The sequence below is a fragment of the Rhodococcus sp. 05-2254-2 genome, assembly GCF_002259095.1.
Classification (GTDB): Bacteria; Actinomycetota; Actinomycetes; order Mycobacteriales; family Mycobacteriaceae; genus Rhodococcoides.
This window is the reverse complement of sequence record NZ_NOZJ01000013.1, coordinates 1-13775: the sequence shown is the minus strand read 5'-3', so window position 1 is coordinate 13775 and position 13775 is coordinate 1. Positions and strand designations below refer to the sequence as shown.

Genomic DNA, 13775 nt, shown 5'->3' with positions numbered 1-13775 from the left:
GCCTTGACGAAACGAGTCCTCATGTCCACACCTGAATTGGAACGCCTCGCCGATCCATCGCCGCCCACCCCTCCCGATCGCCCCCGAAGCTGGCGGCCGCTGATCATGCGTCTGCACTTCTACGCAGGCATCCTGGTGGCACCGTTCATCCTGATCGCCACCATCAGCGGCGGCCTCTACGCCGTGGCTCCCACCATCGAACAACTCGTGTATCGCGACTACGTCCACGTGGACACGACCGGTCCGGCCGTCCCCGTCGCCCAGCAGATTCGGGCAGCGCAGGCCGAACGACCCGACCTCACCGTCGCCGCCGTCCGACCTGCAGCCGAGGCCGGCGACACCACTCGGGTGATGTTCACCGACCCGAGCTTGGGTGAATCGCAGCGGCTGGCTGTTTTCGTCGACCCCGCCACCGCGACGTCCGTGGGTGAGCTGGCGGTGTACGGCTCCTCCAGCGCCCTTCCGTTGCGCACCTGGATCTCCGAACTCCATCGCCATCTGCACCTGGGGGAGCCAGGTCGCCTCTACAGCGAACTCGCCGCCTCGTGGTTGTGGGTGATCGCGCTCGGCGGCCTCTACCTGTGGATCGAGCGGTATCGACGCAATCGCGACAAGGCCAGGCTGTTGACCTTCGATCGAAAGTCGAAGGGCCGCAACAGGTCCTTGAACTGGCATGGCGTGGCTGGTATCTGGATCGCCGTCGGTCTGATCTTCCTGTCCGCCACCGGATTGACATGGTCCACCTACGCTGGGGAGAACGTCACCGAGCTGCGGTCGGCACTGAGCTGGACCACCCCCGCCGTCACCAAGACCATCGGATCCTCCGACGCGGCGACGACCGATCATTCTGGTCACGGCGGTCATTCGATGGACATGCCGGCCGACGCATCGACGACGGAGGACAACGTCGGACGCATCGACTCGGTGCTGGGGATCGCCCGAGCCAACGGAATAGACGGTGCCGTGGAAGCGTCCATTCCACAATCGGCCGACACGGCGTTCGTCGTCGCCGAAACCCGTCAGCCCTGGGTGATGTCGAACGACTCAATCTCGATCGACGGTGCCGCCGGCGCAGTGATCGACACCGTGTTCTTCTCCGATTGGCCCATCGCGGCCAAGCTGTCGGCCTGGGGTATTCAGCTGCACATGGGCACGTTGTTCGGGGTCGCCAATCAGCTTGCGCTGCTTGCGCTCGCCGTCGCGCTGGCATCGGTCATCGTCAGGGGCTACATGATGTGGTGGAAACGCCGCCCCACCAAGGCAAGCGGCCTCACAGCAGGGCGGCCGCCTCTGCGCGGCGGCATTCGCCGCATCTCACCGATGTCCGTCGCCGCGTTGGTGGTCGTCGCTGTCGCTGTCGGCTGGTTCGTCCCACTCCTCGGGCTGAGCCTGGTGGCCTTCCTCGCCGTCGACGTGGTCGTCGGATCGATCCGTCGAGCACGGACCAGAGCTTCCAACTCCACTACTTCCCCACACGAAAGCGAACTGGCATGAATCTCACCCGTCGCACCTCCACACTGTTGGCCGCACTGTCGGTCACCGGACTCGTACTCACCGGATGCTCCAGCAACCAGCCCGCCGCCGCGGCGAAGGAGTCCGATTCCGTCGTCGTACGCGAGCAATGGGTCAAAGCGGCCGACTCCGGTATGACGGCGGCATTCGCCGAACTGCAGAACACCGGCGACTCCGATGTGCACGTGGTCGGTGCATCGTCTCCGGCGTCGAGCCGAATCGAATTGCACGAGATGGCAACCGGGGCGGACGGGGCGATGGTGATGCGGCCGAAGGAGGGAGGCTTCGTCATCCCGGCGGGCGGTACGCACGTGCTCGCCGCGGGCGACGATCACCTGATGCTGATGGACGTCACGTCGCCGTTGACCCCCGGAGCCGACGCGGAATTCACCCTCGAGTTCGAGGACGCGTCGAGCACGACGTTCACCGCGCAGGTCCGTGACTTCTCCGGGGCCCAGGAAAATTACGAGCCCGGCACCATGGACATGGACGGGTCGCCGACCCCCGCGCCGGCACACGGTGGCTGACAACGAGAACCGGTCACCACGCTCGCTGAGCCGGCGGCGTCTCCTCGGTGGAGGCGTCGCCGCGCTCGGCGTCGCGGGCGTAGGAGCCGCGACCGGTTACGGGATCGTCGGCAACCGAGCCGAGCAGACGGCCACCGGCAGTGAGACCGTGCCGTGGCGCGGCGTCCATCAAGCCGGTGTCGATACTGTTCCGCCGCAGGCACACTCGATGTTCGTCGGGTTGAACATGCAGGAACGCGTCGGACGTGACGAGCTGATCGGGATCCTGAAGGTCTGGACGGAGGACATCGGACGGTTGACGTCCGGTGCACCCGCACTGGCCGATACCGAAGCCGAACTGGCGCTAGAGCCCGCCCGCCTGACGGTGACCGTCGGGTTCGGTCCGGGTGTGTTCGATGCGATCGGTCTGCCGGATCGGCGGCCGTCGTGGCTGGCACCGCTTCCTGCGTTCGGAATCGACCGCCTGGAACCGGGATTCACCGGCGGTGATCTGTTGCTGCAGGTGTGCTCGGACGATCCCGTCACCGTTGCGCACGCTGTGCGGGTACTGACCAAGAACGTGCGCTCGTTGGTGACGATCGCCTGGACACAGCGCGGATTCCGGCGTTCGCGTGGTACCGAGGAATCGGGCACCACGATGCGAAATCTGATGGGACAGGTCGACGGCACCGTCAATCCGGAGGCCGGAAGTACCGACTTCGACGGTCTGGTCTGGGACGACGGGAGCGATCAGCCCTGGATGAAACACGGAACGTCGATGGTGTTGCGGCGCATCCGGATCGAGATGGACACCTGGGACGAGTTGGATCGACCCGGCCGGGAACTGTCGGTGGGGCGAACCCTCGACACCGGTGCCCCGTTGACCGGAACCGCCGAGTTCGACGAGGCCGATTTCGACGCAACCGATCGATTCGGAATTCCGATCATCCCACCGTCCTCGCACATCGCGAGGGCACGGCATGTTCACGACGGCGAGCGAATCTTCCGGCGGGCCTACAACTACGACGACCCACCGGCTGCCGGATCGTTGTCGAACACCGGCTTACTGTTCGCGAGCTATCAGCGCGACGTGCTCACCCAGTTCCTGCCGATTCAGCAACGACTCGACGAATTCGATGCGTTGAACGAATGGACCACCCCGATCGGTTCTGCGGTGTTCGCGATACTTCCGGGAGTGGTCGGCGACGGCTACCTGGGGCAGAGTCTGTTCGGGTAACCGTGACACCTGGGTGTTCACGAGGTGCACTCAGGCCGGTGCCAGAGCTCTGTCCACGTTGGCCAGCGCCAGGCCCATGCTGGTCGTCATGCCTATCCCGGTGGTAACGGTGGCGATGTGCACGCGGTCCATCGGTTCCTCCAGCAGGAACTCCGAACCCGGTGCCGAACAGTAGATTCCCTGCCATCGCTCGGTGACGTCGATGCGGTCTACTCCGAAGAGCGACCGGGCCTCGGTGAGCAGCACCTGGAATCCTTCCTCGCTCTGGAACGGCGACGCGGTGATCTCACGAACGTGAGTGTCGCCGAGCAGGATCGATCCGTCCGGTTGTGGGGTGTACATCTGGTGCAGATCGAGTTCGACGTAGCCGGGATACTCGGCCTGCAGGCGGGCAGCGACGTCGGCAACGGCGGGCAGGTTCTCGAAACCCGAGTACCTGAGCAGCGACCAACCGGTGAACAGCGGTGTGGGTAGCGGTGCGTCGAGGGGGAGCGTGGCGCGCAACATGTGCAGCCGACATCGCACCAGTGCGTCGCGTTCGGCGTACTCGGGAAACAGTCGATCGATGTCGTGGTTGACGGTGACGAAGGTGGTGCCGGCCCGCAGTTCCCCGCGCGAGGTGTGGACTACGCCGGGGGCGAACGACGTTGCGGCGGTGCGCCAGAAGAAGTCGACCCCGGAGCTGTCGAGCCAACGTGCGATGGCCGGGGCGGCGGCGCGTGGGTCCACTTGGACGTCCAGCGGCAGATACATGCCGCCCACCACGTCGGTGTCGGCAATGGGGAGTCGGTCCAGTACCTCGGTGCGGCCCAGTAGTCGTACCTGCTCCTTGCCCCGCAGTTCGGCGAACTGCTCGAGCACTGCGTACTCGTCCTCGTGCCGGGCAACGCAGTGCGTACCGGACTCGACAGCCCAGAAACCTGCCGTACGGGCGAGGTCGAGCCAGTGGCTGCGGCCGGCCCGAGCGTAGTTGAGTGCAGTACCGGATTGCGCTGTGATGCAGGCGTGTCCGAAGTTCTGCACCGATGCACCTGCCACCCGATCGAAATGATCGACCACTGCTACCGTCAGGCCGCGTCGATGAGCGTGATAGGCGTGAGCCAGACCGACGATCCCGGCACCGACAACAACGACGTCGTATTCTTTGGTCATGTCAGGCATCCATGACGGCGGTGAAGGTCATCCGGTCTCCGCGGTAGAGCGACCGTCGGTGTTCGATGGGAACCCCGTCCGTGTCGTAGGAGACGCGGCCGAGCAGAAACATCGGTGTGCGGGTGTCGACGGTGAGGAGCGCAGCTTCTCGGGCGTCGGGAAGGACGGTTTCGATGGTGTCGACCACTCGTCCGAAGACGACTCCGCGCGTTCGCAATTCGGCATACAACGACGTTCGGTGATCGAAACTGTCCTGCAGCCCCGGAATACGGTACGCGGGGATGCGAGTCGTCTCGAGACCCACTCGGACGTCCCCGGTGGTGAAGACGCGCTCGAGTTGGACCACCTCCGAACCGGTCTCGATTCCGAGTAGATCCGCGAGGGCGTCGTCAGCTCGGAACGTGTCCCAGCCGACCAGAATTCGGGTGGCACTCATGCCCTTCTCGCGCGCTGCCTCGGTGTAGGACCCGATGGCCAACGGCAATACCACCTTGGGTTCGGCAACGACGGTCGCTCGTCCGCGGCGTTCGATTCGACCGGCCACCAACAGTTCTCGAATGGCTTGACGCAAGGTCTCGCGTGAGACGTCGTATCGATCGGCGAGATCGCGCTCGGACGGAAATGCGTCGCCTGCCGTCATGCCGTCGAGCATGTCGTCGAGACTTCTACGCACGATCTGGTGCTTGAGCACGCGGGGTTCGCTGTCCACAACCATGAGCCGACCATAGCACCAATTGGTCTAGACCTAACTGTTGTGTGACGTTCACGAGTCGTTCACTCGAGTTCCATGCAATGGTCTATACCAAACGGCAGTCTCTCACTCATGCCGAACTCCACTACCCCGAACACCAGCACCGACATCGAACTCGTCGTCCTCGACATGGCCGGAACCACCGTCACCGACGACGGACTCGTGTTGGACGCGTTCGACGTCGCGGCCACCGCCGTCGGACTCGCATCCGAGGGACCCGAACGCGACGACGCCCGTCGCTACGTCCTGGACACGATGGGTCAGTCCAAGATCGAGGTGTTCCGTGCGCTGTTCGGAACCGAGGACCGTGCCCAGGCCGCCAACCGCGCCTTCGAGTCGGCCTACGACGCCCGCATCGACGACGGTATCGCGCCCGTTCCCGGTGCGGCGCAGGCCATCACGAAGCTCCGCGAGTCCGGGATCAGCGTCGTGCTGACCACGGGTTTCTCGGCACCGACACAGGAGCGCATCATCGACACGCTCGGTTGGCAGGATCTGCCCGACGCGTTCCTCGCACCCGGTGAGGCCGGTCGTGGCCGGCCGCATCCGGATCTCGTGCTCACCGCCGCGCTGTTCGCCGAGGTCAGTGACATCGCTGCGGTCGCTGTTGTCGGCGACACTTCGAGCGACATCCTGTCCGGTCGCCGGGCCGGCGCATCTCTGCTGGTCGGGGTGCTCACCGGAGCTCACTCCGTCGACCGACTACGCGAGGCCGGTGCCACGCACGTACTCGACAGCGTCGCCGACCTTCCCCCCATCGTTCTGCCGTGAACACCATCCTCGCCCGAACCTCACCGAACGGACACCCCGCCATGATCGCCACCTCTCACCGTCGCGCTGTGACCGCCGCGGCCGTGCTCTCGGCTGCCGCACTCGTTGCAGCCGGTTGCTCCAGTTCTTCCGATGGAGCCACCACCGAGCAAGGATTCCCCGAAACCATCACGCTCGCTGCCATTCCCGCCGAGAACTCGACCGACCTGAAGGCCAGCTACGACCCGGTCATCGAGCGCCTCGAGAACGAGACCGGAGCAACCGTCGAGTTCATCCAGGCCTCGGACTACGCGGGTGTGGTCGAGGGCCTGATCGCGGGCAATGTCGACCTCGCCTTCTTCGGCCCGTTCGCCTACGTGGTCGCCGGAATCAACGGGGCAGACATGACGCCGCTGGGTGCCGTCGTTCAGGACGAGGGAACTCCGCCCGGCTACCAGTCCTACGGAATCGCCCGTTCGGACAATGCCTCGGTCGACGGGCTCGCCGATTACGCCGGCAAGAAGGTCTGTTTCGTCGACCCCAGCTCGACCTCCGGATTCCTCTATCCGACAGCGGGACTCATCGAGGACGATGTCATCGCTTCCGGTGCGGAGGCCGACATCTCGAGTGCAATGACCCCGATCTACGCGGGTGGACACGACGCCTCGGCCTTGGCCGTCAAAGCCGGTGATTGCGATGCCGGTTTCGCGTTCGACACCATGGTCGACCGAACGATGATCGACAACGGCGAGCTGGCACCCGGCGAGCTGAAGACAGTGTGGAAGTCCGAGATGATCGCCGGTTCGCTCTTCGCTGCCAACAACGATCTCGGTGCCGACGCCATCGCGAAGCTCGAGGACGTCTTCAGCGAGGGCATGAACTCCGATGCCTTCGTCGCGGACGGCATCTGCGCCGAGGAATGCCGCATCACCGACGAGGACGCCTGGGGCGTCGTGCCGGCGCAGGACAGCGATTACGACGGCGTCCGCCACGTATGCGAGGTCACCGGCTCCGAGAAGTGCCAGGGCTGATGATGTCCGCACCGATGGACCGGGGCGATGTCGTGGTCAGCGTTCGCAATGTCACCAAGACATTCGGACCCACCACCGCGCTCAGGGACGTGAATCTCGACGTGCACAACAGTGAGATGTTGGTACTGCTCGGGCTTTCCGGCTCCGGGAAGTCCACGCTGCTGCGGTGCATCAACGGGTTGCAGCCCGTCACCTCCGGTAGCGTCACCGCCCTCGACACTCGCGTCGATCTGGCAAACCGTCGCCGAGTGCGCGAACTGCGCCGCGATGTCGGTTTCATCTTCCAGCACTTCAATCTCGTCGGTCGGTTGAGCTGTCTCGAGAACGTACTCGTGGGCGGCATAGGTCGCCTGTCCTTCCCGCGCTACGGAGCCTTCACCTATCCGAAAGCGATGCGGGAGGAAGCCCGGGCTTGCCTCGACCGAGTCGGGTTGGCGGACTTCGCGCAGCGACGGGCCGACACGCTGTCGGGCGGGCAACAGCAACGGGTGGCGATCGCACGCACCCTGATGCAGCGTCCGCGGATCGTGCTCGCGGACGAGCCCGTCGCCTCGCTCGATCCCGAGAACGCGGGCGTGGTGATGGATCTGCTGCAGCGGGTGTGCAGCGAGGAGAAGCTGACCGTGGTGTGCACCCTGCATCAGGTCGATCTCGCGCTCGGTTGGGCGCATCGGCTCGTGGGTCTGCGGGACGGTCGGGTGGTGCTCGATCGCCCGGCCGCCGGTCTCCGACGCGAGGACATCATGCCGATCTATCAGCGGATCGCGCCCGACCCCGGAAACATGACCACGGTGGCACCGATATGACCGTCACGGTCGAACCGAAGCCCACGAACACTGCTGCACAGAACGATCCGCGGCGACGTCGATGGCTGTTCCCGGCGCTGGGCGTCGCGGCGCTCGTCCTGACCGTGCTCTCGGCGGGGCACATCGACTTCGCGCCGACGACCCTGATCGACGGTCTCGAAGACGTCGGCAACCTGCTCGAGCGGATGCTGCCGCCCCGCGTGGACGACACCGGCAGGATCGTCTCCCTCGCACTCGACACATTACTCATGGCAGTACTGGGCACCGTGCTCGCAGCGATCGTCTCGGTACCGTTGGCGTTTCTCGCGGCGCGCAACACCTCGCCGCATCCGGTCCTCTACAGCGTTGCTCGCGCCGTCATCACGTTCTGCCGGGCGATGCCGGATCTGCTGTTCGCGGTGCTGTTCGTCAGGGCGCTGGGGATCGGAGTGTTGCCCGGCATCCTCGCCCTCGCACTGCATTCCATCGGCATGCTCGGCAAGCTGTTCGCCGATGCCATCGAAGAGACCGATGTGGGACCGCGAGAGGCGATCCGTGCCGCCGGAGCCGGCTACTACCGGGAGATGATCAACGCCGTTGTTCCGCAGGTCGTTCCGGCGTGGATCGGAGCCTTCGTCTATCGAATCGACATCAATCTGCGCATGTCGGTGGTCCTCGGCTTCGTCGGGGCAGGCGGTATCGGGTTCGCCCTGCAGGACGCTCTGCGGGGCCTGATCTACCCGCGTGCTCTCGGCATCGTACTGGTGATCCTGGCGATCATCGCCGCGATGGAATTGGCGGCGATGGCTCTTCGCCGCATGTTGCTGGTGCCGTCCGCGGCCGGCCCGCAGCGCGATCGACTGATGCGCATCGGAGCGTCGGCCGTGCTCGTCGTCGCGGTCGTGGCGTCGTTCGTGGTGCTCGAATTGGATCCGCGCTCGCTTCTGACGTGGATCGGGCCGTCGATCGAGGTGTTCGGGCGTATGGTTCCACCGGACTTCTCCGCGTTGGGAGCGGACCTGTTCGACGCCGCCGTACAGACCGTTGCCATCGGAGTCGTGGCCACCGCCATCGGTACCGTTCTGTCGATACCCGTCGGAGTTCTGGCCGCGCGCAACGCAACTCCGCATCCCGCGGTGTACTGGGTCGCGAGATCCTGGATCCTGCTGGTCCGCGCGGTACCCGAACTCATCCTCGCTGTCGTATTCGTCGCGGCGCTCGGACTGGGCCCGGTGGCGGGAACCTGTGCACTGGCCATCGGGTCCGTAGGATTTCTCGGCAAACTCGTCGCCGACGCGATCGAGGAGATCGATCCCGGTCCCCTCGAAGCGGTGGCGTCGGTCGGTGGCGGTTGGTGGAATCGGACACTGAGTGCCGTTGTTCCTCAGGCCATTCCGTCGATGGTCGGTTCGAGCCTGTATCTGCTCGACGTGAACATCCGCACCTCGACCATCCTGGGGATCGTCGGTGCAGGCGGTATCGGCTTCCTGCTCTTCGAGTCGATTCGTACTCTGAACTTCGACGTCGCCGGTGCGATCGTTCTCGTCATCTTCGTCGTCGTGTACATCGTGGAAAGGATCTCCGGATGGATCAGATCATTGTTGGTCTGACACAGGCCGCCGTCTGGACGGGGAGCGGAATCGAACTGCGCGACATGGAGATTCCCACTCTCGAATCGGGTGAGGTGTTGGTGCGCGTCGATCTCGCCACGGTGTGCGGAAGCGACCTGCACACCGTGTCCGGTCGACGGCACTGTGCGTGCCCGTCGGTGCTCGGGCACGAGGCCGTCGGTCACGTGATTGCCATCGGCGATGCGGTATCGGCTGTCGAGGTGGGAGATCGGATCGTCTGGTCGGTCACGGTGTGCTGTGGTCGGTGCGCCCGATGTGTCCGCGGGTTCACGGCCAAATGTTCGGCCGTGCGCAAGGTGGGTCACGAGTCTGCCGAGAGCGCATGGGCTCTCAGCGGCTCCTATGCTCGACACATCGTGCTCCCACGCGGAACCGCAGTGGTCCGAATTCCCGACACCATGCCCGACGCCGTCGCCGCACCCGCAGCGTGTGCGACAGCGACGGTGATGGCCGCCCTCGACGCCGCCGGTGCGCTCGACGGTCGACGAGTGCTGATCGTCGGGGCAGGGATGCTGGGGGTGACCGCCGCTGCGGCGGCCAGGGAGCGAGGTGCAGCGGTGTCGGTTATCGACCGAGACCTGCAGCGGCAGAGACAATCCCGTGCATTCGGGGCCGTGGAGGACGACGGTGCACACACCGATGTGGCCATCGACTTCTCCGGATCGTCCTCGGCTGTGCAGGCGGCCTCGGGGCGACTCGACGTCGGTGGGCGGCTCGTCCTCGCCGGCTCCGTCGCGCCCGGTGCCCCGATCACCGTCGACCCCGAAGCGGTGGTCCGAAACTGGCTGACCATCACCGGAATCCACAACTACGAGCCGCGGCACCTCCACCAGGCCGTTGCCTTCCTCCGTGATACCGGCGAGAAGTATCCGTGGGAATCCCTCGTCGAGGCACCGGTTCCATTGGCCGAACTCGAATCCGTATTGCGGCCGACGCCGTCGGGAATTCTCCGGTCGTCGGTCGCGCCCTGGGCTCACGGTCTGTCGACGAGGTCCAACGACTGTCCGGCGCGTCCGGCCGGTGTCGCTTCACGGTGATGTCGGCGTCGGCGGAGGCGCTCATCCTACGAGCGGGCCGAGCGTGCGATTACGGTTGTGCCGAGCGGGATACCCCAGAAGCATGCCCGAAGGCGACACCGTATTTGCACTGGCCGCAAGGTTGCGTCGAGCATTGGACGGCGCGACGCTGCGGGCCGGACGGCTGCAGGTGCCGGCGCACGCAGTCGAGAATCTGGCCGGGCGAACCGTCGTCGGGCATCGAACACACGGCAAGCATCTGCTGACCGATTTCGAGAACGACACGACGCTGCACACGCATCTGCGGATGAGCGGTTCGTGGACGGTGGTGCGGGCCGGTCGTTCGATTCCGCAGCGCATCCGACCCGACGTGCGCGTCCGGCTTGCCGTGGTCGACGGGCCGACCGCCTACGGAGTTCTGCTGCCGGTCGTCGACTACGGATACACGAGGGACATGAACGCGCTGATCGCGCATCTCGGGCCGGACCCGCTGCACTCGACGTTCGACGCCGAGCGCGGAGTTGCCAACATCGGGGCCCAGGGAAGTCGTCCGATCGTTGCGACGTTGTTGGATCAGCGGGTCATCGCCGGTCCCGGAAATCTGTGGGCCAACGAGCTGTGTTTTCTGCGCGGCCTGTGGCCGTGGACGCCGTCGGGTGATGTCGACGCGCAGAGATTGGTCGCGTTGCTCGAGCGGGCGATGCGTCATTCGGCGACAGTTCCGGGTGCGATGCAGGTGACCACCGGGGACACTCGCCGGGGCCGATCACACTGGGTTGCAGGGCGGGCCGCAAAGCCGTGTCTGCGGTGTGGGACGTCGATTCGGGTGGTCGCGGAGACACCAGGAGACCCGGACAAGCGTCGAACATGGTGGTGTCCGACCTGCCAACCGGAGCGCTAGCGACGAGCGGTCGATCGCTGTTGGCTCAACGACATAACCGCCCGCGGGTATCGCGTGTTGCCTGCCGATACCAACGATTGCTTTCCTCGTGACCGAAAGATCGAAACCTGGGGGTCGTCAGAAGGTCGAATTGGTCGGGTGGTCGGTATCGACCAAGTCGTGAGCCACCTTGTGCAGAGGCTGATTCTGCTGCTGTGACAGCTTCGCCAGCAGCTCGAACGCCTGCACCGCGTCGAGATCGTAGCGTTCCATGATCATTCCCTTGGCTTGGCCGATGATGTCGCGACTGGCCAGGCCCGTCCGGAACTGCTCGTTGTCGCGGGCGCTGAGCAAGGCAATGGCGGCATGCGCTGCGAGGGCTTCCCCGATCTCGACCGCGTCGACGTCGAAGGCACGCGGCTCGTCACTGTAGAAGATCAACGCACCGAGGTCGTCGGCGTTGCTGTAGAGCTGAAACGCCGCCAAGGATTTGAATCCCTCGTTCACGGCCAGAACCGCGAACTCCGGCCATCGTGGCTCGGACGTGAGGTCGTCCGAGACGACGACATCGAAGTGGCGAACCTCGGTGGGAATCGGGCCCTCGTCGAGCTCGTACTGCAGTCGACACAGCTTTTCGGCCAGGGGGTCGGTGGATGCCACCACGGTGCGGACGCCTTTGCTGACCGTGGTGACGCAGCCGACGGTTGCACCCGGTATGAGCCGAATGGAGGTGCGCAAGATCTCTGCCATCGTCTCGGGCATCGAACGGCGGGTATCACGCAACGACCGCGCGAATTCGGCGAGTGACGATGCAGGGGACGATCCGGGAAGGTGCACATCGGGCGATGATTGCGACATTCACACGGTCCTCTCGCGTAGGACCCCTGCCGCTCTTCGCCGGAGAGATCCACGATCTTGCGCCTTCTGCTGGACGCCCGTGCCGGCTCGAGAGCCAGCGCTGTGCACTTTATACGCTTCCGCCGAAACGGTTGTACGTCGCACAGCGCGAGGGCCGCCGATCACCTGATCGACGGCCCTCACAGAGATACGACTTACTTGAAGGTGTCCTTGATGTTCTCGCCGACCTTCTTCACGCCTGCCGAACCCTGATCCTTCTTGCCCTCGGCCTCGAGGTCCTTGTTGTTCGTGGCGTCGCCGACAACTTCCTTCGCCTTGCCGATGGCGTCCTCTGCTGCGTTCTTGGCCTTGTCGATGAAGCTCATGTGAGTTCCTTTCCTCGTGCCGGGTTGGTACTGAAGACTTAGTCGGAGCCCGTCGACGAAAGCGCACGTTCGCATGTTGAGATCTGGGTCACACGTACCGTCGACGTTTCCGTGGTGCCTGCGGTGGTTACATTCGTCCGATGATGGTCGCCAAGGTGGACAGTTATCAGCGCAGGCATCCGTCGGCGGGTTTCCCGCTGGCAGTGCTGTACAAATTTCTCGACGACCGTGGCGGCTACCTCGCGGCCCTCATCGCGTACTACTCGTTCCTGTCGTTGTTCCCGTTGCTGCTGCTCTTCACCACCGTGCTGGGAATCGTGCTGGCCGGGGACCCCGAACTGCAGACCCGTATCATCGATTCGGCAATGAGTCAGATCCCGGTCATCGGTGATCAACTCGGACAGCCGGATCGGCTCAGCGGCGGAACGACCGCCATCGTCATCGGCGTGGTGGGGTCGCTGTACGGCGGACTGGGAGTGTCACTGGCCGCTCAGTACGCGATGAACACCGCGTGGTCGGTCCCGCGAAACGAACAACCGGATCCGATCAAGGGTCGGCTGCGCGGGCTGGTGCTGCTCAGTACCGTCGGCACCGCCATCATCGGACTGACCGTTCTCAACGGCGTCGCGTCCTCGGGCGTGTTCGGATTCGCCGGCGGCGCACTGGCACTCGTCGGAGCAGTCGTGGTCAACGCCGTGGTCTTCATTGCCGCGTTCCGCATCGGGACCGCCCGCGCCCTGAGTGTGCGCGAGGTTCTGCCCGGCGCCGCGATCGCCGCGGTGATCTGGCAGGCACTGCAATCGTTCGGCGGCATCTACATTCGCTATGTCGTCGGCAACGCCAGCGCCAGCAACGGGATCTTCGCGATCGTCCTCGGCCTGCTCGGCTTTCTCTACGTCTCGTCGGTGCTGATCGTGCTGTGCATCGAAATCAACGCCGTACGCGTCGACCACCTGCATCCCCGAGCGTTGTTGACGCCGTTCACCGACAACGTCGAGCTCACCGAGGGTGACAAGAACTCCTACACCGGCCAAGCAGAAGCGCAGCGCAACAAGGGATTTCAGGACATCACAGTCACCTACGACGAGCCGGAAGCAGTGACGGAGAAGGATGCGCCGCCGAACAAGTGATGGGTGGTGGTGCGTGGCATTTGCTGGGTGATCTGGGTGGGGCAAATGCGCGCGCATTCGCCAGGTGCTCACGGAATAGCCAGGTGATCGGGCACGAGTTCGCGCGCGTATGGCAAACGCGCGCGCATTTGCGGGAACTGGGGCGGCGGGAACTGGGGCGGCGGGGAGTAC

General features: G+C 64.9%; 14 protein-coding genes. 10 read left to right on the top strand and 4 right to left on the bottom strand.

Annotated features, from left to right (window positions below):
• The first annotated feature begins 21 nt into the window (after window positions 1–21).
• The 3 genes from CH283_RS18120 to CH283_RS18110 are packed head-to-tail and all read left to right on the top strand — an operon-like array spanning window position 22 to window position 3255.
• Complete coding sequence (locus tag CH283_RS18120) at window positions 22–1494, top strand: PepSY-associated TM helix domain-containing protein (RefSeq protein WP_094638203.1); 1473 nt, start codon at window positions 22–24, stop codon at window positions 1492–1494.
• Window positions 1491–2039, top strand: coding sequence for a copper chaperone PCu(A)C (locus CH283_RS18115; protein WP_094638204.1), 549 nt, complete (start codon window positions 1491–1493; stop codon window positions 2037–2039). The genes CH283_RS18120 and CH283_RS18115 overlap by 4 nt, the downstream gene beginning before the upstream one ends.
• Window positions 2032–3255, top strand: coding sequence for a Dyp-type peroxidase (locus CH283_RS18110; RefSeq protein ID WP_094638205.1), 1224 nt, complete (start codon window positions 2032–2034; stop codon window positions 3253–3255). The genes CH283_RS18115 and CH283_RS18110 overlap by 8 nt, the downstream gene beginning before the upstream one ends.
• 30 nt (window positions 3256–3285) lie before the next feature.
• Here the strand turns inward: CH283_RS18110 and CH283_RS18105 are convergent, their stop codons facing one another.
• Complete coding sequence (locus tag CH283_RS18105; RefSeq protein WP_094638206.1) at window positions 3286–4407, bottom strand: TIGR03364 family FAD-dependent oxidoreductase; 1122 nt, start codon at window positions 4405–4407, stop codon at window positions 3286–3288.
• A 1-nt stretch (window position 4408) separates the two neighbouring features.
• Window positions 4409–5122, bottom strand: a complete 714-nt coding sequence (locus CH283_RS18100) for a GntR family transcriptional regulator (RefSeq protein WP_176460308.1) — start codon at window positions 5120–5122, stop codon at window positions 4409–4411.
• Window positions 5123–5230: 108 nt separating this feature from the next.
• Here CH283_RS18100 and CH283_RS18095 point away from each other — a divergent pair, with 108 nt between their 5' ends.
• The 6 genes from CH283_RS18095 to CH283_RS18070 all read left to right on the top strand — a co-directional run bounded on the left by CH283_RS18095 (window position 5231) and on the right by CH283_RS18070 (window position 11272).
• Window positions 5231–5929, top strand: coding sequence for a phosphonatase-like hydrolase (locus CH283_RS18095; protein ID WP_176460307.1), 699 nt, complete (start codon window positions 5231–5233; stop codon window positions 5927–5929).
• A 41-nt stretch (window positions 5930–5970) separates the two neighbouring features.
• Window positions 5971–6939, top strand: a complete 969-nt coding sequence (locus tag CH283_RS18090; protein WP_094638269.1) for a phosphate/phosphite/phosphonate ABC transporter substrate-binding protein — start codon at window positions 5971–5973, stop codon at window positions 6937–6939.
• The gene (gene phnC / locus CH283_RS18085; protein ID WP_176460306.1) at window positions 6939–7745 is read left to right on the top strand and encodes a phosphonate ABC transporter ATP-binding protein; all 807 of its coding nucleotides are present in this window, start codon (window positions 6939–6941) and stop codon (window positions 7743–7745) included. The genes CH283_RS18090 and phnC overlap by 1 nt, the downstream gene beginning before the upstream one ends.
• Window positions 7742–9334: a phosphonate ABC transporter, permease protein PhnE gene (phnE, locus tag CH283_RS18080; RefSeq protein WP_094638208.1), complete on the top strand. Its 1593-nt coding sequence runs from the start codon at window positions 7742–7744 to the stop codon at window positions 9332–9334. Before phnC ends, phnE begins: the two co-directional genes overlap by 4 nt.
• Window positions 9310–10392: a zinc-binding dehydrogenase gene (locus tag CH283_RS18075; protein WP_094638209.1), complete on the top strand. Its 1083-nt coding sequence runs from the start codon at window positions 9310–9312 to the stop codon at window positions 10390–10392. The genes phnE and CH283_RS18075 overlap by 25 nt, the downstream gene beginning before the upstream one ends.
• 82 nt (window positions 10393–10474) lie before the next feature.
• A complete protein-coding gene (locus tag CH283_RS18070) occupies window positions 10475–11272 on the top strand; it encodes a DNA-formamidopyrimidine glycosylase family protein (protein ID WP_094638210.1) in 798 nt (265 codons plus the stop codon).
• A 117-nt stretch (window positions 11273–11389) separates the two neighbouring features.
• Here the strand turns inward: CH283_RS18070 and CH283_RS18065 are convergent, their stop codons facing one another.
• Both CH283_RS18065 and CH283_RS18060 read right to left on the bottom strand, forming a co-directional pair.
• On the bottom strand, window positions 11390–12109 hold the full coding sequence (locus tag CH283_RS18065; protein WP_068056101.1) for a GAF and ANTAR domain-containing protein: 720 nt from the start codon (window positions 12107–12109) through the stop codon (window positions 11390–11392).
• 194 nt (window positions 12110–12303) lie between these two features.
• A complete protein-coding gene (locus CH283_RS18060) occupies window positions 12304–12474 on the bottom strand; it encodes a CsbD family protein (protein WP_027495724.1) in 171 nt (56 codons plus the stop codon).
• 140 nt (window positions 12475–12614) lie between these two features.
• Here CH283_RS18060 and CH283_RS18055 point away from each other — a divergent pair, with 140 nt between their 5' ends.
• Window positions 12615–13604, top strand: coding sequence for a YihY/virulence factor BrkB family protein (locus tag CH283_RS18055; protein ID WP_373454852.1), 990 nt, complete (start codon window positions 12615–12617; stop codon window positions 13602–13604).
• The last annotated feature ends 171 nt before the right edge of the window (window positions 13605–13775 follow it).

What these genes read in the sequence shown, in the direction of transcription:
- phnE (WP_094638208.1), top strand. Translation starts at nt 7,742, where the DNA reads ATGACCGTCACGGTCGAACCGAAGCCCACGAACACTGCTGCACAGAAC.
- CH283_RS18120 (WP_094638203.1), top strand. Translation starts at nt 22, where the DNA reads ATGTCCACACCTGAATTGGAACGCCTCGCCGATCCATCGCCGCCCACC.
- CH283_RS18115 (WP_094638204.1), top strand. Translation starts at nt 1,491, where the DNA reads ATGAATCTCACCCGTCGCACCTCCACACTGTTGGCCGCACTGTCGGTC.
- CH283_RS18075 (WP_094638209.1), top strand. Translation starts at nt 9,310, where the DNA reads ATGGATCAGATCATTGTTGGTCTGACACAGGCCGCCGTCTGGACGGGG.
- CH283_RS18095 (WP_176460307.1), top strand. Translation starts at nt 5,231, where the DNA reads ATGCCGAACTCCACTACCCCGAACACCAGCACCGACATCGAACTCGTC.
- CH283_RS18070 (WP_094638210.1), top strand. Translation starts at nt 10,475, where the DNA reads ATGCCCGAAGGCGACACCGTATTTGCACTGGCCGCAAGGTTGCGTCGA.
- CH283_RS18100 (WP_176460308.1), bottom strand. Translation starts at nt 5,122, where the DNA reads ATGGTTGTGGACAGCGAACCCCGCGTGCTCAAGCACCAGATCGTGCGT.
- CH283_RS18090 (WP_094638269.1), top strand. Translation starts at nt 5,971, where the DNA reads ATGATCGCCACCTCTCACCGTCGCGCTGTGACCGCCGCGGCCGTGCTC.
- CH283_RS18060 (WP_027495724.1), bottom strand. Translation starts at nt 12,474, where the DNA reads ATGAGCTTCATCGACAAGGCCAAGAACGCAGCAGAGGACGCCATCGGC.
- phnC (WP_176460306.1), top strand. Translation starts at nt 6,939, where the DNA reads ATGATGTCCGCACCGATGGACCGGGGCGATGTCGTGGTCAGCGTTCGC.
- CH283_RS18055 (WP_373454852.1), top strand. Translation starts at nt 12,615, where the DNA reads ATGATGGTCGCCAAGGTGGACAGTTATCAGCGCAGGCATCCGTCGGCG.
- CH283_RS18065 (WP_068056101.1), bottom strand. Translation starts at nt 12,109, where the DNA reads ATGTCGCAATCATCGCCCGATGTGCACCTTCCCGGATCGTCCCCTGCA.
- CH283_RS18105 (WP_094638206.1), bottom strand. Translation starts at nt 4,407, where the DNA reads ATGACCAAAGAATACGACGTCGTTGTTGTCGGTGCCGGGATCGTCGGT.